The organism is Reyranella sp., assembly GCF_052439685.1.
Lineage (GTDB): Bacteria > Pseudomonadota > Alphaproteobacteria > Reyranellales > Reyranellaceae > Reyranella.
In genome coordinates, this window is the sequence record NZ_JBQVQG010000011.1 from 42479 (window position 1) to 66316 (window position 23838).

The following is a 23838-nucleotide window of genomic DNA, read 5'->3' on the forward strand; positions in this document are numbered from 1 at the left end:
GTTGAGGGCATGAAAGCAAGGACATGCCCTGGCTCTTGGGTGGAATGTGGCGCCCCTTAACAGGAGGCTCACATGACCCAGAACGACGAGATCGAGAGTTTTTCCGTCCCCGGCGCCATTGCCGAGACGCTGCAGCGCTACATCGACGGCGCACGAACGGGCGACATCGCCCTGTTGCGCTCGGCTTTTGCCGAGGGCGCCCGCGTGAGCGGCAGCTATGGCGGCAAGCCCGTCACCTGGAGCCTGGGAGAGTTCTGCGATGCCGTCGCCAAGGGCGGGCCGGCACCCGGACTGCAAGCCCGCATCGTGGCGATCGAGGCGGCGGGCGGGGCCGCGATGGCCCGGCTCGAGGCGCTCGACTGGCGGGGGACGCGCTACACGGATTTCTTCGTGATGGTCCGGCGCGCGGACGGGTGGCGGATCGACAGCAAGGTCTTTCACGCCCACGCACGCGCCTGAGGGCAGTCCCGAGGTCGCAGCAAAGTCACAGGAGACGTCATACCCTCGCCCCTTCCGTCAGCTAGTTAACCTTCAGAACAGAAACCGCACCGGAGATGCGGCCAGTTGATCTTGCCCTGCGGACGGGAATGGGCCTCTAGTTGTTGTGCGAGGGGAAGACGATGTCACGCAGCCTGGATGCTCCACTCAGTCCGAACGAGGAAGTGACGTTGCGCCGGGTCGCACTCGGCATCTCGCCGATGAAGGATCTGGCGCCGCGCGACCTCATGCGCCTGACATCGCTGTCGCTGGTCGAGATCGACGCCGGCGTACCGCGCCTCACGGAGTTTGGCCGCCAGCGTTACCGCGCCCTGCCCCGCGCGGCCGACGTCAAGGATCTCACGCTGGAAGCGATGATCGCCGCGGTCGGCGACAGGCTGCGCAAGACGACGGACTAGGCGGCGACAATGTGAAGTGTTTGCGACCTCCGCAACTGGCCGGGAAGGCCCGCGTTCATCAGGCGACCCCTTCCCAAGCAGGAGAGAGCAAATGACCGACCTGACCCTCACGCCGAAGAACCTGATTGCCGCCGAGCGCGTCACCGGCACCGACGTCTACAATCTGCAGGGCGACAGGCTCGGCACCGTCGAGGACATCATGATCGACAAGGTGAGCGGCCGTGCCATCTATGCCGTGATGTCGTTCGGCGGCTTCCTCGGCATCGGCGAGAAGCACCATCCCCTGCCGTGGTCGACGCTGAAGTACGACGAGCGTCAGGGCGGCTACGTGGTCGCCCTCGACAGGAAGATCCTCGAAGGCGCGCCGACCTACGACGATGCCGAGGACTTCAGCTGGACGCCCGACTACGGCCGTCAGGTCGACAAGTACTACGGTGTTCCGACCTACTGGTAAGGCAACGAAGCATCGCGATGCCGGCCCATTGCCCACACCGGGCGGTGGGCCGGTTTTTTAGGGCGTGACCTTCTGGCAGCCGGCGCCCTGCCAGCGGTAGCCCCGGGCCGAACCAGACACCATCGTCCATTCGACGATGCAGCTCTGCCGCACCAGGGTTGGCGGAAAGCCGCCCATCGGGATCCATAGGCCGCCACCCCAGCCCCATCCCCAGCCGCCGAAGCGCTGATACATCGGCGCCATGCCGGGATCGATGTACGACGTGTCCCATCGCCATTGCAGGATCTTGGCACCGTCCTCGAGCTGATAGCTGTTGTCGGGGATGCGGCCCATGCTGTTCAGCAGCCCGGCCTCCGGCGCCCCGGCCATGGCGCGCAGCTGGCTGTCGAACGCAGCTTCGCGTTCCGCCCGCGTCTCGCAGCCGGGCAGCAGCGTCAGGAGGGCAATCACCGCCAGGAGCGGCCTAGTGAACATGCTCATATCCTAGCGCGCTATTGCTTGGCTTTCACGTCCCGGTCTAGATGTCGCTGGCGGGCGGACCGAAGACGGCCGCTGGGGGACGCGGGAGAACGAATGGGACCGGCGCTGAAGTGGCTCGCCTTCGCGATTTGCGTGGCGGGTTTGGTGCTGGCCCAGTTCGGACACACGTTCGAGGATGGGCAGCGCTACGGCCATTTCTCCGACATCATGCAGTCCGAGTGGGTTGCAACCAACATCTGGCTCGACAGCACGGCGTGCACCGTATCCCGCGGCGTCTGGCTCGCGATCTGCGGGGACGGCCGTCTCAGCCCGATCGCCGAACATGCGATCGCCGACGATCCCGGCCACGCGCTGCTGCTGAGCGCCTGGGCCGCGATGACGGGCGAGCCTGCCACGCTGGTCGACGTCGCGCGGCTCAACACGCTGCTCAACACGATCGGCCTCGTGACCCTGGCGGCGCTCTTGTTCTCGCTGCGGGCCTGGATCACCTCGCTCGTGCTGCTGGTGAAGGGGCCGATCGAGTTCCTGGGGTGGATGGGCACCTCGCCGCATTGGGCCTTCATCGGCATGGTGAGCCTGGCCGGCATCCTGCCGCTGGCGATCGTGACCCGCAGCCACCGCGCCTGGATCGCCGGCGGGATCGCGGCCCTCGCCGTGGTGACGCTGGTCCGCGAATCGATCGGTCTGATGGGGTTCGCGCTCACGCTCGGCGCCCTGGCGGTGATCGCCCTGCAGCGGCCACGCCAGGCCCGCCACCTGCCTCGCCTGGCGCTCGTCGCCGTTCTCGCGACGGGCGCGCTGCTTGCTCCCAAATGGGTCGTGATGGCGCGCGATGCGGCCTTTGCCATGGCGCCCGCCGAACGGCTGCAGACTCACGGCCTGTCGCATACCCTCTATCTCGGCCTCGGATTCGTCGAGAACAAATGGGGTATCCGCTACGACGACGAGTATGGCGCGGACCTGGCGAACCGGGCCGGGATTCTCTACTGCTCGCCCGAGTATTTCCGCATGATGTGGAAGCTCTATCTCGGGCGCATCGCCGAGGACCCGGCCGAGGTGGCGCGCATCTATTGGGAGAAGGCCCTGCAGTTGCTTGCCGTGCCGACCATGCAGCCCGGCCCGCCATTTGGAATCGTCCTGGCGATCGGCCTGGTGCACCTGCTGGCGGCAACATGGTTCGGCCTCTGGCGTCGCGTTGGCGTTCCGCAGGGTCTGCAGATCGAGGCGGTCGCGCTCGCCTTCCTCGGCCTGTTCCTCGCCCAGGCGATCCTCGCCCTGCCCAGCCACAAGTATGCCGTGCCGGTGAACGCCTTCATCCTGGTGTTGTTCGGCACGATCGTCGAGTTCGTCGCGCGCGGACTGTGGACGCTGGCGGCGCGCTACCGCCGGGCTACGGGGTAGCGCCTAGGAACTTCTTGCACGCGTAGGTGAGCTGGTTGGTCCGCTGGTCCTCGCAGGGCTTCTGCCGCTCGATCATCAGGGCGATCACGTAGAAGGCGAAGACGCCCAGGATCCAGGTCGTGATCGACCAGCCCATCGCACTGTCCAGCCGCCGATGAAAGGCGGGTGTCGCGCGCGACGGCGCCGCGACCGAGATGGTCCCCCGCACCAGCATGATGGTGAGGGGAAAGCTCGCCGCGCCGCAGGCGAGATAGAGCAGGAAAACGTTCAGAACGCCCATTTCACCACGATAGCTTCGGCATGGGAATCGGCCCGTTCTGCTTCGGCGCCCAGCCGCGGGCTTCCATGCAGCGCGCCATCAGCCGCTCGTAATTGTACTTGTACCCCTGGTTGGCCATGTCGGAGTACAGCTCCTGCTGACCGAAACGCTCGCGCTCGCCCGAGAAGATCGCCCGACGCTGGTCGTCGATGTCGCGGTCCTGCTGGGTCCTCGCGCGGACCTGGGTCCGGCACTGCGATTGGTCCTTGGTGAACTGCTCGGCGTCGGCGCCTTCCTTGCTGAAGTCCCGAGGCGCGCAAGCCGTCATTGCCGCCACCGCCACCAGAACGAGGGCGATCACGACTTTCATGCGGTTCCGGCCAGTGCCGCCTCGATGGCCTTCAGCGCGTCGGACGCCTTGGTCCCGTCGGGACCGCCGCCCTGCGCCATGTCGGGCCGGCCGCCGCCGCCCTTGCCGCCGAGTGCCGCCACGCCCGCCTTCACGAGTTCGACCGCGCTGTGGGTCTTGGCGAGATCCTCGGTGACCCCGACCACCGCCGAGGCCTTGCCGTCCTCGACGCCGATCAGCGCCACGACGCCCGAGCCCAGCTTCTTCTTGAACTCGTCGGCCATGCCCTTGAGGTCCTTGCCCGGCACGCCGTTCAGCACGCGGCCGATCAGCTTGATCCCGCCGACCTCGCGCACCTCGTCGGCCGCGGAACCGCCGCCCGCGCCGCCGCCGGCCAGGGCCAGCGCCTTGCGCGCATCCGACAGTTCGCGCTCGATCTTCTTCTGGCCCTCGACCAGCGCCGCCAGACGGGCCGGCAGATCCTCGGGCCGCACCTTCAAGGTCGCGGCGGCCTCGGCCAGCAGGTCGGCCTGATGACGGACGAAGGTTTCGGCCGCATTGCCGGCCAGCGCCTCGATGCGGCGGACGCCGGCCGCGACCGCGCCCTCGCCCACGATCTTGAACAGGCCGATATCGCCGGTCCGTCTCGCATGCGTGCCGCCGCACAGCTCGACCGAGTATTTCTCGCCGCCCGGGACGTCGGCATCGCCGCCCATCGTGAGCACGCGGACCTCGTCACCGTACTTCTCGCCGAACAGCGCCATGGCGCCCGCGGCGATCGCCTCGTCCGGGGTCATGAGACGCGTCTCGACCGCCGAGTTGTGGCGGATGCGGTCGTTCACCTCGTCCTCGATGCGGCGCAGCTCCTCGGCCGAGACGGCCTTGGTGTGGCTGATGTCGAAACGCAGCCGGTCGGGCGCGACCAGCGAGCCCTTCTGCGTGACGTGCTTGCCGAGATGGCGGCGCAGCGCCTCATGCAGCAGATGGGTGGCCGAATGATGCGCGCGCAGCTGGGCGCGGCGGATCGGGTCGATGGTCATGACCAGATCGTCGCCGACCTTGAGCTCGCCCTTCTCGACCGTGGTGTGATGGGCATGCAGATCGCCCACCATCTTCTGGACGTCGGCGACTGACGCCTCGTTGGCACCACTCGCCAGGCGCCCGGCATCGCCCTGCTGGCCGCCCGACTCCGCATAGAACGGCGTCTGGTTGGTCACGATCCAGCCGGTCTGGCCGGCCTTCAGGGACTGGACTTCCTTGCCGTCGAGCAGGATCGCCTTGATCTGGCCTTCGGCGCGCTCGGTGTCGTAGCCGAGAAACTCGGTGGCGCCGGCCTTCTGGCGCACGTCGAACCAGATCGCCTGGTCCGCCGTCTCGCCGGAGCCCGCCCAGGCGGCCCGCGCCTTGGCACGCTGCTCGTCCATGGACTTCTCGAAGCCCTCGGTGTCGACCTTGATGTCGCGCGCGCGCAGCACATCCTGCGTCAGGTCCAGCGGGAAGCCGAACGTGTCGTAGAGCTTGAACGCGACCTCGCCCTTCAGCGTGCCGCCGGCGGTCAGCTCCCGCGTCTCGTCCTCGAGCAGCTTCAGGCCAGTGCCCAGCGTCTTCTTGAAGCGCGTCTCCTCGAGCTTCAGCGTCTCGGTGATCAGCGGCTGGGCGCGCGACAGTTCGGGATAGGCGTCGCCCATCTCGCGCACCAGGGTCGGCACCAGCTTGAACACCACCGGATCCTGCGCCCCCAGGATGTGGGCATGGCGCATGGCGCGGCGCATGATACGGCGCAGCACGTAGCCGCGGCCCTCGTTCGACGGCAGGACGCCATCGGCGATCAGGAACGACGTCGCGCGCAGATGGTCGGCGATGACCTTGTGCGAGGCGCCCTGCTTGCCGTCGGGATCGACGCCGGTCTCGTGCGCGACCGCCTCGATCAGCGCCCGGAACAGGTCGATGTCGTAGTTGTTGTGCTTGTGCTGCAGGACGGCCGCCAGCCGCTCCAGGCCCATGCCGGTGTCGATCGACGGCTTGGGCAGCGCGACGCGCTCTTCCTTGGTCACCTGCTCGAACTGCATGAAGACCAGGTTCCAGATCTCGATGAACCGGTCGCCATCCTGGTCGGGGCTGCCCGGCGGACCACCGGGGATGCCCTCGCCGTGATCGTAGAAGATTTCGGAGCACGGGCCGCAAGGGCCGGTATCGCCCATCGCCCAGAAATTATCCGAGGTCGGAATGCGGATGATCTTGTCGTCCGACAGGCCCGCGATCTTCTTCCAGTGGCCGGCCGCCTCGTCGTCGGTGTGGAACACCGTGACCAGCAGCTTGTCCTTGGGCAGGCCGTAATCCTTCGTCAGAAGGTTCCAGGCCAGCTCGATCGCGTGCTCCTTGAAATAGTCGCCGAACGAGAAGTTGCCCAGCATCTCGAAGAAGGTGTGATGGCGGGCCGTGTAGCCCACGTTTTCGAGATCGTTGTGCTTGCCGCCGGCGCGGACGCACTTCTGCGAGGTCGAAGCCCGCGAATAGGAACGCGTCTCGAGCCCGGTGAAGACGTTCTTGAACTGCACCATGCCGGCGTTGGTGAACATCAGCGTCGGGTCGTTGCGCGGCACCAGAGGGCTCGACTCGACGACTTCGTGGCCGTTCTTGCGGAAGTACTCTAGGAAGGTACGACGGATTTCGCTGACGCTTTGCATGCCGGCCTTGTAGCGTGCGCCAGCCCGTCAAGTCCAGAACAGGGAACCCAGGCTAAATGGCCGCCGAGGCCCATTCTACCGCCACTCTTCGCCTCTCCGTGGGCGACCTCCGGATCGCCCATCCGATCACCGTACCGAGCGGGCCGGTGCTCGCGGCGGACGTGGTGCCGGCCCTGCAGGGGCTGGTGAACGCCGTGGTCGCGGCCGCCGAGGCCGGAAAGGCGATCTCCTGCCGCAAGGGCTGCGGCGCCTGCTGCCGCCAACTCGTGCCGATCTCGCGCACGGAGGGTGAACGATTGCTGTCGACGGTGCTGGCCTTGCCCACGGAACGACGAGCGGTGCTCGAAGCCCGCTTCGCCGCCGCCGAGGCCGCGCTGGCGGCGGCGGACCTCAAGGAACGCAAGGGCCGCCCTGACCGCGAGCTGTCGACCGCCTATTTCGCGCTGGGCATCCCCTGCCCGTTCCTCGAGGAGGAGAGCTGCTCGATCCATCCCGACCGGCCGCTGGTCTGTCGCGAATATCTCGTCACCTCGCCCCCCGAGCTCTGCGCCGGACCCGAGCAGGAAGGCGTGACGCCGGTGCCGGTGCCCAAGGTCTCCTTGGCGGCGCGCGGCCTGCAGGACGAACGCGAGGAATGGTTCCCGCTGGCGCTGCTGATGGACTGGGCGAAGCGCCGTCCCGGGGCCGGTTCGCGGCGCTCTGGACCGGAGTGGATCCAGCGATTCCTGAAGGGGATGTCGAGCAAGCGCGCCTGAGAAGGCTGTATCAGCGCTCGGATTCTTTCTGAACCGTGCAGGCTCCCGCGCCTCGCGGCTTGTAGCAAGCCGCTTGCAGGCGCCGCCGCCCGCCACCGCCCATTTCTTTGGCGCCACGGCGCCCAAAGAAATGGGCGGTACCGCGCGTGGGGTGCGGTACCGCCCTTAGGGCCCCCGAGACAGGGATCGGGGTCCGCTATTCCTCGTCGTCGTCGTCTTCCTTGCCGCCTTCCATCAGGGCGTTGGCGAGGATGCCGGCATTGGCGCGCACCTTGTTCTCGATCGCATTGGCGACCTCGGGGTGCTCCCTGAGGTAATTCTTGGCATTCTCGCGGCCCTGACCGATGCGGGTGCCGTCGTAGGAATACCAGGAGCCCGACTTTTCGACGACGCCGGCCTTCTCGCCGAGATCGATCAACTCGCCGGCCTTGGAGACGCCTTCGCCGTACATGATGTCGAACTCGACGACCTTGAACGGCGGCGCCACCTTGTTCTTCACGACCTTGACGCGCGTGGCATTGCCGACGACCTCGTCCTTGTCCTTCAGCGCGCCGATGCGGCGGATGTCGAGGCGGACCGAGGCGTAGAACTTCAGCGCGTTGCCGCCCGTGGTCGTCTCGGGACTGCCAAACATGACGCCGATCTTCATGCGGATCTGATTGATGAAGATCACCAGCGTGTTCGACTTGGAGATCGACGCGGTGAGCTTTCGCAGCGCCTGGCTCATCAAGCGGGCATGCAGGCCCGGCAGGGAGTCACCCATCTCGCCTTCGAGCTCGGCGCGCGGCACGAGGGCGGCGACCGAGTCGATCACCAGCACGTCGATAGCGCCGGACCGCACCAGCGTGTCGGCGATTTCGAGCGCCTGCTCGCCTGCGTCGGGCTGCGAGATCAGCAGATTGCCGATGTCGACTCCCAGCTTCTTCGCATAGCCCGGATCGAGCGCATGCTCGGCGTCGACGAAGGCGCAGGAACCACCCTTCTTCTGCGCCTCGGCAATGACGTGCAGCGCGAGCGTCGTCTTGCCCGAGCTTTCCGGTCCATAGATCTCGACGATGCGGCCCTTGGGCAGGCCGCCGATGCCCAGCGCGATATCGAGCCCCAGCGAGCCGGTCGAGATCGCCTCGATCTCCAGCGCCTCGCGCTGGCCCAGCTTCATGATGGAACCCTTGCCGAAGGCGCGCTCGATCTGGGCGAGAGCGGCGTCCAGCGCCTTGTTCTTGCTTTCCATGCCTTCTTTTTCGACCACCTTGAGCATCGCCGACATTGGCTTTCTCCTTCTTCCCATGCCCCTGTCAGGAGCGGCAATGCGGATAAGTCCGCAGCGGATCTGGTCATCCCGTGGCGCCAATGTACCCATTTTGTTCCGATCCGCAATGGGACAAACAAACCATTGAAAGAACTAATATTCTTGACATGAGTTCTAGATACGTTCCGAAATGGCCCTGTGGATAAAATCCAGCATATCCCTCTCATTCCCCGATCGCGCGCGCCACCGAGATGTACAGTGGAATGCCGAGCAGCAGGTTGAAGGGAAAAGTCACGCCGAGCGAGAGCGTGAGCGGGATCGCCGCGTTGGCCTGCGGCAGGGCAAGGCGCATCGCCGCCGGGACCGCGATGTACGAGGCCGAGGCCGCGAGCGTGATGAAGACGGCCATCCCTCCAGCGGACAATCCGATCCAGGGCGCCAGCAGCGCCGCACAGGTACCTCCGATCAGCGGCATGACGATCGCGAACGCCGCGAGCCGAAGCGAGAGCGAGCGCCGCTCGTCGCGCAGCCCCCGGCCGGCCACGAGTCCCATGTCGAGCAGGAACAGGCAAAGGAAGCCCGGAAAGGCATCGACGAGGAAGGGCTTGAGCAGCACCTGTCCCCGGTCGCCGGTGATGACACCGATCAGAAACGAGCCGAGCAGCATGACGACCGCGCCGTTCAGCAGGATCTCGCGCACCAACTCGCTCCCCCGCCCTTGCGCCTGTCCGCCCCGCGCGAGGAAGAGAGCGCTCAGGATCGCCGGTGTCTCCATCGCTGCGGCGACAGCAATCATATAGCCCTCGAACGGAATGCCGAGCTGCCCGAGGGCGCTCGTGACAGCGACCAGCGTCACGGCGGAGATCGAGCCGTAATGGGCCGCGACCGATGCCGCATCGGGAACCGAGAGCCGTGTGGTGCCGCGCAAGAGCGCAAAGGCCACGAACGGGATGGCGAAAGACAGCATCACGCCTGCCGCCAGCGCAGCCGCCAAAGTCGCCGATAACCCGTGATGGGCGACCTCGACGCCGCCACGGAAGCCGATCGACATCATCAGATAGAGCGACAGCAGCTTCGCCACCGAGCCCGGAATGGAGAGGTCGGAGCGGGCAAGGCTGAGAGCAGTGCCGAGGACGAAGAACAACACCATCGGCGAGAGGATGTTCTGGCCGGCGAGATCGAAGAAGGACATGAGGGCCCCGGAAGTTTTCGGTGCCCTCCATTAGGCGGTGGCGCCTTGAGCGGGAAATTGATAGTTGGCGACAGAGTCTTCAGGAAAATTGATAAATCATGGCCCGGCTGCACAATCTCGACGTCGATCTCCTGCGGGCGTTCGTAACGGTTGCCGACCTCGGCAGCTTCACGCGCGGCGCCGAAACGCTGCTGCGCCGCCAGTCGACGCTAAGTCTCCAGATCAAGCGTCTCGAGGACGGGCTCGGCAAACGCCTGCTCGACCGCGCGACGCGACACGTCCGCCTGACCGCCGAGGGCGACGCTCTCCTACCCCATGCCCGGCAGATGCTCGAGTTGAACGATCGCCTGGTCGCGAGCCTGTCGCAGCCCGCTCTTGCCGGGACCGTGCGCCTGGGCACGCCGGAGGATTTTGCCACCAGCTACCTGCCGCAGGTCCTAGCGCGGTTCGCCCAGGCCTATCCCGCCGTGCAACTCGAGGTGACGTGCGACCTTACGCTCACCCTCGTCGAGCGTTTCCGGGAAGGCGCGTTCGACCTCGTGCTGGTCAAGCGCGAGCCGGAGCGCTCCAACCGGGGCGTCCGCGTGTGGCGCGAGCCACTGGTCTGGGTCGCGGCCAGCCAGCTGGCGCTGCCCGAGGAAGGCCCCCTGCCCCTCGTCGTCTCGCCGCCGCCCTGCGTCTACCGCAAGCGCGCCACGGATAGTCTGAACCGCGCGCGCCGCCGTTGGCGGGTCGCGTACAGCTGTGCTTCCCTGGCCGGCCAGCACGCCGCCGTGAAAGCCGGCCTCGGCGTGACGGTGCTGCCCAAGGACATGGTGCCGGCCGGACTCACCGTGGTGGAACGGCGCTCGATGCTGCCTGACCTGCACGATACCGAGATCGCCCTCCTCGCTGCGCGCGGCCTGGGCGCGCCGGCCCGCCGACTGCACGACCACATCGTGCGCTCGCTGGAAGACGTCGGGAGAATCTGACGGTGTATTCTTGAGGCGCGCCTCGTCGCGCGCCTATTTGGGTCCGAGCAGCCCAGCCATCTTCAGCCTGTCGATGCCCGCCGCGTCGTAACCGATCTCCGCCAGCACCTCGTCATTGTGCTGGCCGATCTCCGGCGGATTGGACACGAGCGGCGGCCGCCAGCCCATCATCTGGAACGGCAGCAGCGGCAGACGGGTCTGCACGCCGCCCGACAGGGTGGTCGGGGCCAGCGAACCGTTGGCCAGCAGATGCGGGTGGTCAAACAGGTCCTGCGGCCGCGCCACCGGCGCGAAGGAGATGTCGGCCTCGAGGCACATCTGCTCGAGCGCGTCCTTGGTGTAGGCCTTGAACACCTCGGCGACTTTCGGCACCAGCCACGGCCGAGCTTCGATGCGGAGGTTGTTGGTGGCAAGCTTGGGATCCGCCGCCAACTCGGGCTGCTTGAAAAATTCGCAGAAGCGCTTCCACTGCCCGTCGCTGGTGATGCCGACGAAGACCTGCAGATCGTCGGCCGTGTTGAAGATTTCGTAGACCGCCCACGAGCTCACCCTCTCCGGCATCGGCGGCGGCGCGGCACCGTTGATCGCGGTGATTGCCAAATGCTGGCCCATCAGGAAGACGACCGATTCGAACAGCGCGCTTTCGACCAGCCCGCCCTCCCCCGTGCGGTCGCGCTGCTTCAGCGCCAGCACCGTGCCGAAGGCCCCGAACATGCCGCCGACGATATCGATCACCGAGGTTCCGGCGCGCAGCGGCCGGCCGCTCGGGCCGGTCATGTAGGCCAGCCCGCCCATCATCTGCACGACCTCGTCGAGCGCCGGCCGCTTCTCGTAGGGCCCCGGAAGGAAGCCCTTGAGCGCGCAATAGACGAGCCGCGGGTTGATCTTCTTGAGATCCGCGGGGCCGAGCTTGCGCTTGGCCATCGATCCCGGAGCGAAATTCTCGATCAGGACGTCGGCCTTCTCGAGCAGCTTCACCAGGACCTTGCGGCCCTCGGGCGAATCGGCGTCGAGCGCCAGACTCTTCTTGTTGCGGTTGAAGTAGCCGAAGAAGCCGGCGCCGAAGCCACGCAGCTTGCGCGTGCGGTCGCCATCGACCGGCTCGACCTTGATCACGTCGGCCCCGAGATCGGCCAGGATCATGCCGCAGGACGGTCCCAGAATCGTATGGGTGAGCTCGACGACGCGGACGCCCTTGAGCGGCGGTTCAAACGATGAGGTCATGCCTCACCAGATACCTCACCCCGTCGGGGCGAGCCACGTATCGATATCCTTGGTGAACGGCAGGCCCGCCGCCTCGCCCAGCACTTGATGGCCGACGCCGGCGCCCACGAGGAATGTCTCCTGATGCGGGACGGCATTCGCCTTGAGCATCGTGCGGATCGCCTTACTATCATGGCCCCAGCCGATCGCCTCGACCTTGCCGTCGAGGGCGCGGTTGACGGTCGACAGGAACTGGGCGCGCTCATCCTCGGTGAGGGCCGGCACGGCATCAATGTCGCTCAGCAGGAACAGGCGCCCCCCGAACCGGGCCACGAGTGCAGCCACCGAATTACGCGGCTCCACTATGATCTCGCGGTTTGGTCCACGGCGGACCCGTGCGGCCAGCGAAAGCGGCATCACAGCGGCGCTCAAATTGGCGCCGGTGTTCATCAACGAGGCAGTGAGTTCCTTGTAGGTGATCCCGAGACGTTCTGCCCGCCGGACACGCATTTTCGCGACTTCCGGGCTGGGTGACTTCCAAGCCTTGGCCGCAGCGCGACGCCATACCCAGGCACCCCAGGACATGTCAAAAGTCGGCCCGTTATTGTGCCCGATGCCGGGACGGCGTAGCAGCACCTCGACATTTGCATGGCGGGCTGCAAGACGGTCGAAACGATCACCCATTGCGCCTATTGTAACGCAAGTTTGGTGCCGGAATCGAGGAGCGAGGCGTGGACGATTTTCAGGTCGATGTGTTGGTGGTTGGTGCAGGCAATGCCGCAGCGTGTGCGGCCCTGGCGGCGCGTGAGACGGGCGCCTCGGTGGCCATGCTGGAGGCGGCTCCCGAGGACGAGCGCGGCGGCAACAGCACCTACACGGCCGGCGCGATGCGCGTGGTCTTCCACGGTGTCGACGACCTCGTGCAGCTCTATGACCTCACCGAGGACGAGAGGCGCGACGTCGATTTCGGCAGCTACACCGCCGACCAGTATCTCGACGACATGGGCCGGGTGACCAACTATCGCTGCGACCCGGAACTGACCGACATCCTGATCGGCCGCTCCTTCGAGACGATGAAGTGGATGCGCTCCAAGGGCGTCCGGTTCCAGCCCTCCTACGGCCGCCAGGCCTTCAAGGTGAACGGCAAGTACAAGTTCTGGGGCGGCCTCGCGGTCGAGGCCTGGGGCGGCGGGCCGGGCCTGGTCGACCTCGAGCACAAGGCCGCCCTCAAGGCCGGGATCCCCATCCACTACGAGACCGCGGCCGTCTCGCTGATCGAGGAGGACGGCGTCGTGCGCGGCGTCATCGCCCGACACAAGGGCCGCAAGGTCAGGATCGGCGCCAAGGCGGTCGTGCTGGCCTGCGGTGGATTCGAGAGCAACGCCGAGATGCGCACGCGCTATCTCGGCCCGACCTGGGATCTCGCCAAGGTGCGCGGCACCCGCTTCAACACCGGCGCCGGCATCAACATGGCGCTCGCGATCGGCGCCAAGCCGCACGGCAACTGGTCGGGCGGCCATGCCGTCGGCTGGGACATGAATGCACCGGAGTTCGGCGACCTCGATGTCGGCGACAATTTCCAGAAGCACTCCTACCCGCTCGGCATCATGGTGAACGCAAACGGCCTGCGCTTCGTCGACGAGGGCGCGGACTTCCGTAACTATACCTACGCCAAGTACGGTGCCGTGATCCTGGCCCAGCCGCAGCAGTTCGCGTGGCAGATCTTCGACTCGAAGGTGCTCGACAAGCTGCGCGACGAATACCGCATCAAGCGCATGACCAAGGTCCGCGCCGACACGATCGAGGAGTTGGCCAAGAAGCTCGAAGGCGTCGACGAGCAGCAGTTCCTGAAGACCATCAAGGAATGGAACGAAGCGGTGATGACCGACGTGCCGTTCAATCCGGCGGTCAAGGACGGCCGCGGCACCAAGGGCCTTGCCGTGCCGAAAACGAACTGGGCCAACACGATCGACGAGGGTCCGTTCGAGGCCTACGCCGTGACCTGCGGCCTCACCTTCACCTTCGGCGGGCTGAAGATCAGCACCGAGGGTGAAGTCGAGAACACCGACGGCCACGCGATCCCCGGCCTGTTCGCGGCCGGCGAGCTGGTCGGCGGACTGTTCTACCACAACTATCCCGGCGGCACGGGCCTGGTGTCCGGCGCGGTACTGGGCAAGCTCGCGGGCGATGGCGCCGGTAAGTACGTCGCGGGGAAGAACTAGGAACCCGGTTCAACGCGCATCGAACTTCGAGAATTGCTGCGTGCTGCGGCAATTCAAACATTTGACCGAAGGGTTATGGCGTTGATGCGCGTTGAGCCTTCCAGCCAATGCATCGAAGTCGGCGACATCTTGCATGTCGCCGACATGGACACCGAAGTGACCGACGGCAAAGCTGCAGGGCGCCATGCAGCCGCGTTCATCGATAAAGAGGAACTGCTCGGCAACACGACAATCGTTGATCGGCAACTCGATCTCCAATGCGGAGTCCCGAATACGATCGAGATAGGCGCCACCTCCAAGTAGTTTCGTGGCTCTTGCCGCCAATTCGTTGCGCAAAGGCGGCAACAGCACCCTTAACGCCTCGACGTCCCCCGGCATCAGCCTATTGTCGGGAAAGAATTCAGGCCGGTCGCGGCCACCGAGCTGGTTGAAGCTGATTTCCGAAATACCCCAGGAAGCGAGTTCGCGGCAGAGGTCCGGAAAGCGGGCAATATTGCCACGCATCAGGACCACATTGGCTCGCAGTCGAAGCCTGGAGCCGGTTCGGCTGCACTCATCGGCAAGGAGCCTGACGCCCTTGCGCAGTTTGCTGAACGCCCCCGGCCACCCCCGCATCTGATCGTGGAAGTCGGAGAATCCGTCCACACTGAAGGTCACTTCCTTGTAGCACTCCATCAGATGACGCCTCACCTTCGGGCTGCCCAGGCTGGTGCCATTCGTCGTCGTACTAATCTCCAGACCATTCGCGCGGGCAAGCCGCGTCAGGTCGTCCAGAGGGTTCCACAGCAAGGGTTCGCCCCCGAGCCAGGAGACCAGGACATCTTGCCCAGAGTGCTTTCGCCATCTGCCGAGCAAATCGATGAAACTGGAAATCCGCTCCGGATCCGCCACGTTCCGGGGAATCGACAGCCGCTTATCATATGCACAGAAGGGGCAGCTCAGGTTGCAGGTTTCCAGAACCCGCCAGACGATGATCATCTCGCTCACCCTGCCCGTCGATAGAGTTCGGCTGGTCGGAACGCCGCACCGGTCTCGAACTTGCCGGTTGCCTTTACCCACCCGCGATCAAGGACCTTGCGCCGGAACGCCGGCTTTGCCAGCGGGCCGCCGAGAATTGCCTCATGAACCTCCTGGAGCTGGCGGAGGGTGAACAGTTTGGGCAGAAGCTCAAGTCCGACGGCACTGTAATCGAGCTTGCCCCGCAATCGCCTCACGGCCGTCGCCAGAATCTCGCCGTGGTCGAAGGCGAGCGGCTGCATCGTTCCGTCCGGAAAGAGGATCGATGCACACTCTTCATTCGCCGACAGCCCGACTTGCCCCAGCGCCAGATCGTGCGAACCTTCCAGGCAACCTGTGAGGCGTTCGGCATGCACGAGGGCGTAATACGCCACGCTGATGACCCGGCCGCGCGGATCTCGATCGGGCCGGCCGAAGGTGAAGAGCTGTTCGACGAAGGCATCCGGAAGCCTCGCCTTTTCGCGAAGCAATCGACTGACAGTGTCGTCGAGAGACTCGTGGATATGCACGAACCCGCCGGGGAGTGCCCAGGTTTCCGAGACGAAATCATCACGCCGTATCGCAAGAACGCTCAATCCTCTGGCGCCGATGGTCAGCAGAACCAGATCGACGGCAACGGAAGGCCTGTCGAAATCCGACAGGGAGCGAGATTCTTTTCTGATTTTCATCGCGGCACCCATAATGTCCATACTAGATATATCTAATATGAATATTAATCAATAGCCCGGCAGAGGCGCTTGCGGACTGGCCATCCGGCGGATAGGTACCAATCAACATCGACAGGTACCGGGAGGCACCTCATGACATTTATTTCCCGCCGCCATGCGCTGGCCCTCGGCGGCTCGTCGCTGCTCCTGCCATCTGCCGCGCGCGCCCAGGCCAACTGGCCGGCCGGTCCGGTCACCTTCGTCGTCGGCTATGCCGCGGGTGGCAGCACGGACATCAATGCCCGCGAGCTGGCGCACGTCATGACGCCGGTCATCGGGCAGCAGATCATCATCGACAACAAGGGCGGCGCCGCCGGCTCGATCGGATTGCGCGCCGTCGCGAACGCCAAGCCCGACGGCCAGACCCTGTTCGTCGCCGTGGGCACCAACGTGATTATCAACCCGCACGTCCAGAAGGGCATGATCGACACCCTCGCCTCGCTGGCGCCCATCTGCCAGATCACGGACTACCAGTATGTACTGGTGGTGGGTAACTCGGTGCCGGTGAAGAACGCTGCCGAACTGGTGGCGATGGCCAAGAAGGATCCCGAGAAGCTCACTTTCTCGTCGTCGGGCGTGGGCGGCAACAACCACCTCGCCGGCGCGCTGTTCGCGGAGGCGGCCGGCATCAAGATCACCCATGTTCCATACAAGGGTACGGGACCGGCGGTGGCCGACGTGATCAGCGGCCAGATCACCATGAACTTCTCGTCGCTCCCGCCGGCGGTCTCCCAGGTGAAGGGCGGCAATCTCAAGGCGCTGGCGGTGACCGGCAACAAGCGCGTGAGTTCCATGCCGGACGTGCCGACCCTCAAGGAACAGGGGATCGACGTCGTCGTCACTAGCTGGCAGGGCCTGTTCGCCCCGGCCAAGACCCCGCCGGAGACCCTCGACAAGATCGACAAGGCCGCTAAGGAGGCAATGAAGAATCCCAAGTGGGAGGAAGCCCTGGCGCGCGACGGGCTGGAAATGCCGCCCTACCGCACCCGCGCCCAGTTCGCCAAGTTCGTCGCCGACGAGCATGCCTTCTGGGGCAAGAAGCTGCGCGAACTCAACGTCCAGATGGAATAGCAGGGCGGAGCTGCTTAGCCCGGCTTCCGTGCCTGCACCTGCTGGCGCCGCCGCTCTTCGCCTAGTGCCCTGAGGCGCTCGACATCCTCAGGCTTCACCCGCCCGTAGCGCGGGCGCCACTCGTCGTCGGACGGCCAGGACACATCCGACCGCCGTGTGGTGCGCGCCGCACCGGCATCGCGCAGAAGATCCAACGCCTGCCGCGCGATCATGCGCTGCAGGTCCTGCCGCCACGGCGGTCCACACGGATTGCCCAGCGGGAAATCGGTGAACAGGAAACGCGGCACGCCGCAATATTCGACGATGTCGAGAGCGGAGCCGACAATGACGGTCGGCATTCCGTTGGCTTCGAGATGACGGGCGACCAAACTCACGGTTTGGTGGCAGACGGGTCAAAGCGGCGAGAGCAGCGCCGCATCGGCGCCATCGGCCCGCAATCGCTCCAGAACCTGTGGCGCATCGATTTCCATCGTCTTGCGCTGGCTGTACTCGGTCGGCACGCCGTGGAAACGCGGCGCCAGCCCCCCGACCAGGCCCTCTTCCGCCCATTGCCGAACGGCCTCGATCGGCAGGAAGCTGGCCCGGTCGTCGGTGTGCGTCGAGTCCTTGTCCCATGCGAGGTTGTCGGTGAAGAGCCTGGCCGGCGCCGACGAAATTGCTTCCGACCAGACCTGCCGCGTGCCAGACGCATCGCGATTGCCGAGGTCGGGCGGACTTGCCGTCGTGACGAGACCGATCCTCAACTGGGACAAGGGCTTGGCCAGAGGCGCGAACGGCACCGCATCGAACCGCGCCCAGACATAATCGGACGGATAGCCGAGGGCACGATAATAGTCCCTCGTGCGGTCCCTGTAGCGGACGGTCTCGGTCATCGTTTCCACCGGCTTCTGTTGTTGCTGCCAGTCTAACCGCGTTTGGGCACCATGCAGAAGCCCTGTGCCTCGATGCCGAGGGCAGGATTGAACTTGGAGCGGAAGTTCTCAATCGCGATCGCGGCTGTCAGCTCGACGATCTGCGCCTCGCTGAAGTGCTTCTTCAGGTCATCGACCAGCGCATCGTCGACCTTGCGGTCGGTGTACGTAATGCGTTCGGCATATTCGAGCGCCAGCCGCTCGGCCTCGCTGAAGAGCATGCTGTCGCGCCAGGTCGTGACCTCGGCCAGCTTCTCCATCCCGCCTTGCGTCGTCTCCAGCACACGGCTGGAATTGATATCAATTCAAAATGGACAGCCGTTGATCGTCGCGACGCGCACGTAGAGCAGCGCCGGCAGGCCCTTCGGCAGAAGGCCCGACTCCTCGATCGACTGACCGAGCATCCCGGCCGCCTTCAGGATCGGCGGGCAGTGCGCCATGACCTTGGTCGGATTCAGAAGGCCGCCGAACATCTCGCGCTGCCGGTCGAAGGCCGCCTTCAGGATGGAATCGCCGCCATCCTCCTCGATCTCGCTGACACGGGGCATGAAACTCGCCTCCTGGCTGCAGGGCGCAAACGTTAACGTCGAAGCCTGCCGCGGCACGACGGACATCTTCTCATATCCGCATGAGGCGGCCGAAGGCTTGGCATCGCCCCGGAGAACCACATTCAGGGCTGGTGGAGGTCAGGGCGGACGATCAGCCAGAAGACGAGGGTCGACGCGACGGCGCAGGCGAGCACGAACGGCAGCAGAAAGGCGAGATTGGCGAGCAGGTTCAACCAGGCGGAGTCGGCTGCATCCCCATCGAAGCCCGCCACTGCGGCAAAGAGAGCCACGAACGAGACTCCCAGCCCGAGGCCGAGGAGCAGATAAGCCCGCAGCCCGTTCCAATGCCTGCGACGCATCACCAGGTAGGACGGCAGGCCGATCAGCAGCGCGAACGGGTAGGAAATGTATCCCGCGAACGCCGCATAGCCCAGTGTCTGGGCGTCTCCCCCGACGGCGAGTACGACGCCAGCGAGGATCACCGCCGGCATCATCGGCGCGATCACGAAGGCCGCAACAGTGCGGTACGCGGTGGTACGCGCCGACGACATAGCGGCTTTAGAAACCCAGCGCCTTGGCCTGCACGACGCCCTCGATGCCGACGATCTTGCCCATGAGGTCGGCGGAGATCGGCTGGTCGACCTGGACCAGCGCAATGGCCGATCCGCCGGGCTTGTCGCGGCCGAGATGGAAGGTCGCGATATTGACCTTGCCCTCGCCCATCAAGGTGCCCAGCCGGCCGATGAAACCCGGCTTGTCGTCGTTGGTGATGTAGAGCATGTGCGGCGCGAACTCGGCGTCGATCTCGATGCCCTTGATCTCGACGATGCGCGGGTGCTTGCCGCCGAACAGCGTGCCGGTGACCGAGCGCGTGTACTTCTCGGTCGTGACCGAGAGGCGGATCATCGAATTGTAGTCGGTCTCACGCTCATGCTTGACCTCTGCCACCTCGATGCCGCGCTCGCGGGCGATCACCGGCGCGTTGACCATGTTCACCGACGTGAGCTGCGGGCGCAGCACGCCCATCAGCGCCACCTGGGTCAGCGGCTTGACGTTGAGCTTCGCCACCTGGCCTTCGAACTCGATCGAGACGGCCTTGATGTCGGTGTCGGTGAGCTGGCCCGCGAAGGCGCCCAGCTTCTCGGCGAGATCGAGATACGGCGCCAGCTTGGGCGCATCCTCGGCCGAGACATTCGGCATGTTGAGCGAATTGGTGACGGCACCCGTCAGCAGGTAGTCGGCCATCTGCTCGGCAACCTGAAGGGCGACATTCTCCTGGGCCTCAACCGTCGAGGCACCGAGATGCGGCGTGCAGACGAGGTTCGGCGCGCCGAACAGGACGTTCGACTTGGCCGGTTCCTCGACGAACACGTCGAAGCCCGCTCCGGCGATGTGACCCGAGACCAGCAGGTCACGGACGGCCAGCTCGTCGACCAGGCCGCCGCGCGCGCAATTGACGATGCGCACGCCCTTCTTGGTCTTCATCAGGTTGGCGCGGGAGAGAATGTTCTTCGTCTGCTCGGTGAGCGGCGTGTGCACCGTAATGAAGTCGGCGCGGGCCAGTACCTGCTCCAAGGTCGCCTTCTCGACACCGAGCTCGGTGGCCCGCTGGTCGCTCAGGAACGGGTCGTAGGCCACGACGCGCATCTTCAGGCCAATGGCGCGCTCCGCGACGATCGAGCCGATATTGCCGCAGCCGATCAGGCCCAGCGTCTTGAAGCTGAGCTCGGTGCCCATGAACTTGTTCTTTTCCCACTTGCCGGCCTGGGTGCTGGCATTGGCTTCCGGCACTTGGCGGGCGACGGCGAACATCAGCGCAATAGCGTGCTCGGCGGTGGTGATGGCGTTGCCGAACGGCGTATTCATGACGACGACGCCGTGTGAAGTGGCGGCCTTGATGTCGACATTGTCGACGCCGATGCCGGCGCGGCCCACGACCTTGAGCTTCTTGGCTACGGCCAGAACCTCGGCCGTCACTTTAGTGGCCGAGCGGATCGCCAGGCCTTCGTAGTTGCCGATGATCTCGCGCAGCTCGGCGGGCTTGAGGCCCGACTTGAAGTCGACGTCGCAGCCGCGCTCCGAAAAGATTTCGACAGCGCGCGGGGAAAGCTCGTCGGAGATGAGAACCTTGGGCTTGGCCATGGGATGACTCCAAATTCCTGTGCTTGGGGTGCGCCACTCCAGTGGCGCGTCATGCGATGCGTTGACCGGGAAGATCGCGCCACTTCGGGCGAAGTAGTCTTCGCCCTTGAATGGCGCGCCCCCCGCTACGAGAACTCGCGCTCGATCTCGCCGTAGGCCCAGTCGAGCCAGGGCAGCAGCGCTTCGAGATCGGCCTTCTCGACCGTCGCACCGCACCAGATGCGCAGGCCCGGCGGGGCGTCGCGATAGGAGCCGACGTCGTACCCCGCCTTCTCGGTCTCGAGCAGGTCGCCCATCTTCTTGGCCGCCGAAGCCTGCTTGTCAGCCGGCAGCGCCGTGAACCAGGGCGCCTTGATCACCAGGCAGACCGACGTGTTGGAGCGGATCGTCTTGTCGGCCGCCAGGAAGGCAGCCCAGGACCGCTGCTCTACGAACTTTTCAAGCACGCCGAGATTGCCCTCGGAGCGCGCCATGAGGCCCTTCAGGCCGCCGACACTCTCGCCCCACTTCAAGCCATCGATCGCGTCCTCGATGCACAGCAGCGACGGCGTGTTGATCGTGTCGCCTTTGAAGATAGCTTCGGAGAACTTGCCGCCCGAGGTCAGGCGGAAGATCTTCGGCATCGGCCAGGCCGGCGTGTGGCTCTCGAGCCGCTGGATGGCGCGCGGCGACAGGACGAGCATGCCGTGCGCACCTTCGCCGCCCATGACCTTCTGCCAGGACCAGGTCACGACATCGAGCTTCGCCCATGGCAGGTCCATGGCGAACACGGCCGAGGTCGCGTCGCAGATCGCCAGGCCCTCGCGATCGTCGGCGATCCAGTCGCCGTTCGGGACCTTCACGCCGGAGGTCGTGCCGTTCCAGGTGAAGACGACATCATGCGTCCAGTCGACCGCCTTCAGATCGGCGATCTGCCCATAGGGCGCCTTGAGCGTACGAGTGTCCTTGAGCTTGAGCTGCTTCACCACGTCGGTGACCCAGCCTTCGCCGAAACTTTCCCAGGTCAGCATGTCGACCGGGCGGGCGCCGAGCATCGACCACAGCGCCATTTCGACCGCGCCGGTGTCGGACGCCGGGACGATGGCGATGCGATGGTCGGCCGGGATGCCGAGGATCGAGCGCGTACGATCGACCGCTTCGACAATCTTCTTCTTGCCGAGCTTCGACCTATGGGACCGCCCGACGGCGGCATCTTTGAGAACTTCCGGTGTCCAACCCGGACGCTTGGCGCAGGGGCCCGAAGAAAAATCGGGACGCGCAGGACGCATGGACGGCTTCGTCATTGTCATTCTCCCTTACAGAAGAAATGCACTCCGGTGGGGGAGCGTGGCCCGCCGCCGATATACGGGCCGGCGAGTGCGCCGTCAATGTGCAGAGATTGTCGCGTGTCGCTTCAGCGGCGCTGCAACTCGTAATAGGTGCCGGCGATCGGATCGCTGAACACTTCGATCGCGCGGAAGTCCTCGTGCAGCATGCGGTAGATCGCATCGGTACGCCCCGACGCTGAAACGGTGCCGAGATAGGCGGCCAGCACATCCTCCGGCCATGCCCACATGTCGGAGACGATGACGCGATAGCCGCGATCGAGTGCGAGGTCGATGTCTCGCTTGAGCGCGGCTGCATGCTCCGCCCCCGTCCAGCCGGGATGTCGGATCGCGCCGGCATTGACGGCGATCCACTTGAACTTCGGATCGGCGGCCGGTGCCGGCGGGATCGCGACCGTGTTGTCCCAATCCCAGGTACGGCTCCACAACGCATACTTCCAGGTCGTGATCGGCTCGTAGCCGAAATAGAGGAAGACGCTGGAGGCCGGCGGAAAGCGCTTTTCCAGAGCGGCCGTCGCCGCCAGCCAACGCGGGTCGTCACCGCGCCACTTGGCGAGCGCCGAAACGTTCCAGGCGAACGGCGCGAACGACAGGACTGCAAGCGCGATAGCCGCGTCCCGGCGCGCCGGAAGCAATGCCGCGAGCAGAAGCGCCCATGCCACGGTCAGCCACGGCATGACGTTGAGCTGCATCTGCGGGTCCTGCGGCTGGGAATAGAAGTTGAGGACCTGCCCTGCTCCCAATGTACCGAGGAAGACGATGGCGACCGCGCGCAGGCGCGGCTCGTGGCGGCGCGGCCACAGCAGAGAAACGCTCGCGACGAAGGTCGCCGCCTGCACCAGGACGGAAAGCGACAGCGGCATTGCGGCCTCGCGCGCCGAGCGCGGATCGACGAAGCCACCGACCAGCAGCAGGTAGTTGCCGACGCCGGAGAGCATCATCCAGGCCTTGTCCCAGCTCACGCCCGCCCAGCCCGTGGCCACGCCCTTCCCGGTCCACAGGATGTCATGCAGACCGATGGCGCCGTTATGTCCCTCCCACGAGAGTTGAACGACGCCCGACGTCGCGAGGATCGCGGCGACGAGCACGAGAACGTGGCCGAGGCGTCGCCGCATCGGCTCCGGCGCCACCAGCAGCGCGAGCACGAGCGCCGGCAGGGTCGGAAACATCAACCGCCATTCGATCAGCCAGCCCAGGGTGAACAGCATGCCGACGAGCGCGACACGTTTCCACGTTGGCCGGTCGAACCAGAGCCCGGCCAGCGCCATCGAAGCCAGGACGAACACATAGCCCGGCATGATGTCTTCGCTGATCACCGACAGCAGCAAGACGAACCCGCAGCCCAGATGGAACACCGATGCCAGCGCCGCTACGAGCGCGCTCCCCGTGAGCCGATGCGCGAAGGCGTAGATGACGACCGTGCCGAGGCTCGCCCAGAAGGCATTGAGATAGGCGAACTGCTTCCACGGCACGCCGCGCAGGATGCCTAAAGCGTCCAACAATCGAGCGCTGACGCCATACAGGGGGAAGAACAGATAGTTCGACGGGTCGAGCCGCGCGGTCGACGGGCTCGTGATCCAGGGTTCGGCCTGGATGCTCTTGTACATCCCGTTCGAACTGATGATGTGGACGTTCTGCAGCCAGCCGATGAGCACACACAGGGTCGACAGCGATAGCGCGAAGGCAAGCAGGAGCTGCCAGGCGGGCGTCGTCCTCGTCACTAGTGCTTGCGGCCGACCAGGGTCACGGCGCCATCGGCCTCGAACGTCTCGGTATGCGAGCAGCCACGCGCCATGGTGAAGACGTCGCCGGGACGAAAGGTCTGCGTCCTGCCCTGCCAGGCGAGCGTGATGGCACCGTCGATCACCATCGCCTTCACGTCGTAGGGGTGGCTGTGCTCGGCATTGTGCTTGGGACCCTGGGTCGTGCCGGTGAGGATTTCATCATAGCCGTCACGCTTCAGTTCGGTTTCGAAAGCCTTGCGATCCATCCATCCCTC

Annotated in this window: 27 protein-coding genes; 8 read left to right on the top strand and 19 right to left on the bottom strand. The window is 65.5% G+C overall.

Going from position 1 to position 23838, the window contains the following annotated elements; all coding sequences use genetic code 11:
- Positions 1-72 precede the first annotated feature (72 nt).
- The 3 genes from ACT6UX_RS15720 to ACT6UX_RS15730 all read left to right on the top strand — a co-directional run bounded on the left by ACT6UX_RS15720 (position 73) and on the right by ACT6UX_RS15730 (position 1350).
- Positions 73-459, top strand: coding sequence for a nuclear transport factor 2 family protein (locus ACT6UX_RS15720; protein WP_444776100.1), 387 nt, complete (start codon positions 73-75; stop codon positions 457-459).
- 161 nt (positions 460-620) lie between these two features.
- Positions 621-896: a hypothetical protein gene (locus ACT6UX_RS15725; RefSeq protein ID WP_444776101.1), complete on the top strand. Its 276-nt coding sequence runs from the start codon at positions 621-623 to the stop codon at positions 894-896.
- Between the two features lie 91 nt (positions 897-987).
- Positions 988-1350 carry a PRC-barrel domain-containing protein gene (locus ACT6UX_RS15730; protein ID WP_444776102.1) on the top strand — a complete coding sequence of 121 codons (363 nt, stop codon included), beginning with the start codon at positions 988-990 and terminating at the stop codon, positions 1348-1350.
- Between the two features lie 57 nt (positions 1351-1407).
- Here ACT6UX_RS15730 and ACT6UX_RS15735 read toward each other — a convergent pair whose 3' ends face one another.
- Positions 1408-1824 (bottom strand): hypothetical protein, encoded by a 417-nt coding sequence (locus tag ACT6UX_RS15735; RefSeq protein WP_444776103.1) that lies wholly within the window; start codon positions 1822-1824, stop codon positions 1408-1410.
- Between the two features lie 99 nt (positions 1825-1923).
- Here ACT6UX_RS15735 and ACT6UX_RS15740 point away from each other — a divergent pair, with 99 nt between their 5' ends.
- On the top strand, positions 1924-3231 hold the full coding sequence (locus tag ACT6UX_RS15740) for a hypothetical protein (protein WP_444776104.1): 1308 nt from the start codon (positions 1924-1926) through the stop codon (positions 3229-3231).
- On the opposite strand, the gene ACT6UX_RS15745 is transcribed toward ACT6UX_RS15740, so the two are convergent.
- From ACT6UX_RS15745 to alaS, 3 genes are read right to left on the bottom strand one after another with little or no spacing between them, the layout of a single operon-like run.
- Complete coding sequence (locus ACT6UX_RS15745) at positions 3221-3511, bottom strand: hypothetical protein (protein WP_444776105.1); 291 nt, start codon at positions 3509-3511, stop codon at positions 3221-3223. The genes ACT6UX_RS15740 and ACT6UX_RS15745 overlap by 11 nt on opposite strands.
- A 1-nt stretch (position 3512) precedes the next feature.
- A complete protein-coding gene (locus ACT6UX_RS15750; protein WP_444776106.1) occupies positions 3513-3860 on the bottom strand; it encodes a hypothetical protein in 348 nt (115 codons plus the stop codon).
- A complete protein-coding gene (gene alaS / locus ACT6UX_RS15755) occupies positions 3857-6526 on the bottom strand; it encodes an alanine--tRNA ligase (RefSeq protein ID WP_444776107.1) in 2670 nt (889 codons plus the stop codon). Before alaS ends, ACT6UX_RS15750 begins: the two co-directional genes overlap by 4 nt.
- 56 nt (positions 6527-6582) lie before the next feature.
- On the opposite strand from alaS, the gene ACT6UX_RS15760 reads away from it, so the two are divergent.
- The gene (locus tag ACT6UX_RS15760) at positions 6583-7281 is read left to right on the top strand and encodes a YkgJ family cysteine cluster protein (RefSeq protein ID WP_444776108.1); all 699 of its coding nucleotides are present in this window, start codon (positions 6583-6585) and stop codon (positions 7279-7281) included.
- Between the two features lie 196 nt (positions 7282-7477).
- Here ACT6UX_RS15760 and recA read toward each other — a convergent pair whose 3' ends face one another.
- Positions 7478-8548 (bottom strand): recombinase RecA, encoded by a 1071-nt coding sequence (gene recA / locus ACT6UX_RS15765; RefSeq protein ID WP_444776109.1) that lies wholly within the window; start codon positions 8546-8548, stop codon positions 7478-7480.
- 205 nt (positions 8549-8753) lie between these two features.
- On the bottom strand, positions 8754-9722 hold the full coding sequence (locus tag ACT6UX_RS15770; RefSeq protein ID WP_444776110.1) for a sodium-dependent bicarbonate transport family permease: 969 nt from the start codon (positions 9720-9722) through the stop codon (positions 8754-8756).
- 98 nt (positions 9723-9820) lie between these two features.
- On the opposite strand from ACT6UX_RS15770, the gene ACT6UX_RS15775 reads away from it, so the two are divergent.
- The gene (locus ACT6UX_RS15775; protein ID WP_444776111.1) at positions 9821-10693 is read left to right on the top strand and encodes a LysR substrate-binding domain-containing protein; all 873 of its coding nucleotides are present in this window, start codon (positions 9821-9823) and stop codon (positions 10691-10693) included.
- A 33-nt stretch (positions 10694-10726) separates the two neighbouring features.
- Here ACT6UX_RS15775 and ACT6UX_RS15780 read toward each other — a convergent pair whose 3' ends face one another.
- Both ACT6UX_RS15780 and ACT6UX_RS15785 read right to left on the bottom strand, forming a co-directional pair.
- Positions 10727-11917, bottom strand: coding sequence for a CaiB/BaiF CoA transferase family protein (locus tag ACT6UX_RS15780; protein WP_444776112.1), 1191 nt, complete (start codon positions 11915-11917; stop codon positions 10727-10729).
- A gap of 15 nt (positions 11918-11932) precedes the next feature.
- On the bottom strand, positions 11933-12580 hold the full coding sequence (locus ACT6UX_RS15785) for a hypothetical protein (RefSeq protein ID WP_444776113.1): 648 nt from the start codon (positions 12578-12580) through the stop codon (positions 11933-11935).
- 47 nt (positions 12581-12627) lie between these two features.
- On the opposite strand from ACT6UX_RS15785, the gene tcuA reads away from it, so the two are divergent.
- On the top strand, positions 12628-14118 hold the full coding sequence (gene tcuA / locus ACT6UX_RS15790) for an FAD-dependent tricarballylate dehydrogenase TcuA (protein WP_444776114.1): 1491 nt from the start codon (positions 12628-12630) through the stop codon (positions 14116-14118).
- 9 nt (positions 14119-14127) lie between these two features.
- Here the strand turns inward: tcuA and ACT6UX_RS15795 are convergent, their stop codons facing one another.
- A complete protein-coding gene (locus tag ACT6UX_RS15795) occupies positions 14128-15096 on the bottom strand; it encodes a radical SAM protein (RefSeq protein ID WP_444776115.1) in 969 nt (322 codons plus the stop codon).
- A gap of 5 nt (positions 15097-15101) precedes the next feature.
- Complete coding sequence (locus ACT6UX_RS15800; protein ID WP_444776116.1) at positions 15102-15824, bottom strand: NUDIX hydrolase; 723 nt, start codon at positions 15822-15824, stop codon at positions 15102-15104.
- A gap of 111 nt (positions 15825-15935) precedes the next feature.
- Here ACT6UX_RS15800 and ACT6UX_RS15805 point away from each other — a divergent pair, with 111 nt between their 5' ends.
- Positions 15936-16913: a Bug family tripartite tricarboxylate transporter substrate binding protein gene (locus tag ACT6UX_RS15805; RefSeq protein WP_444776117.1), complete on the top strand. Its 978-nt coding sequence runs from the start codon at positions 15936-15938 to the stop codon at positions 16911-16913.
- 14 nt (positions 16914-16927) lie between these two features.
- On the opposite strand, the gene ACT6UX_RS15810 is transcribed toward ACT6UX_RS15805, so the two are convergent.
- The 9 genes from ACT6UX_RS15810 to ACT6UX_RS15850 form a co-directional block, all read right to left on the bottom strand.
- Entirely contained in the window at positions 16928-17251 is a 324-nt protein-coding gene (locus ACT6UX_RS15810; RefSeq protein ID WP_444776118.1) for a hypothetical protein, read from the bottom strand.
- Positions 17252-17305: 54 nt separating this feature from the next.
- Positions 17306-17785, bottom strand: a complete 480-nt coding sequence (locus ACT6UX_RS15815) for a hypothetical protein (protein WP_444776119.1) — start codon at positions 17783-17785, stop codon at positions 17306-17308.
- A 32-nt stretch (positions 17786-17817) separates the two neighbouring features.
- Entirely contained in the window at positions 17818-18084 is a 267-nt protein-coding gene (locus ACT6UX_RS15820; protein ID WP_444776120.1) for a carboxymuconolactone decarboxylase family protein, read from the bottom strand.
- A 45-nt stretch (positions 18085-18129) separates the two neighbouring features.
- The gene (locus ACT6UX_RS15825; RefSeq protein WP_444776121.1) at positions 18130-18372 is read right to left on the bottom strand and encodes a hypothetical protein; all 243 of its coding nucleotides are present in this window, start codon (positions 18370-18372) and stop codon (positions 18130-18132) included.
- A gap of 122 nt (positions 18373-18494) precedes the next feature.
- Positions 18495-18923, bottom strand: coding sequence for a hypothetical protein (locus ACT6UX_RS15830; RefSeq protein ID WP_444776122.1), 429 nt, complete (start codon positions 18921-18923; stop codon positions 18495-18497).
- Between the two features lie 7 nt (positions 18924-18930).
- Positions 18931-20514, bottom strand: a complete 1584-nt coding sequence (serA, locus tag ACT6UX_RS15835; protein ID WP_444776123.1) for a phosphoglycerate dehydrogenase — start codon at positions 20512-20514, stop codon at positions 18931-18933.
- Between the two features lie 125 nt (positions 20515-20639).
- Positions 20640-21803 (bottom strand): phosphoserine transaminase, encoded by a 1164-nt coding sequence (locus tag ACT6UX_RS15840; protein WP_444776124.1) that lies wholly within the window; start codon positions 21801-21803, stop codon positions 20640-20642.
- A gap of 104 nt (positions 21804-21907) precedes the next feature.
- On the bottom strand, positions 21908-23560 hold the full coding sequence (locus tag ACT6UX_RS15845; RefSeq protein WP_444776125.1) for a hypothetical protein: 1653 nt from the start codon (positions 23558-23560) through the stop codon (positions 21908-21910).
- On the bottom strand, positions 23560-23829 hold the full coding sequence (locus ACT6UX_RS15850; protein WP_444776126.1) for a cupin domain-containing protein: 270 nt from the start codon (positions 23827-23829) through the stop codon (positions 23560-23562). Before ACT6UX_RS15850 ends, ACT6UX_RS15845 begins: the two co-directional genes overlap by 1 nt.
- Positions 23830-23838: the final 9 nt, after the last annotated feature.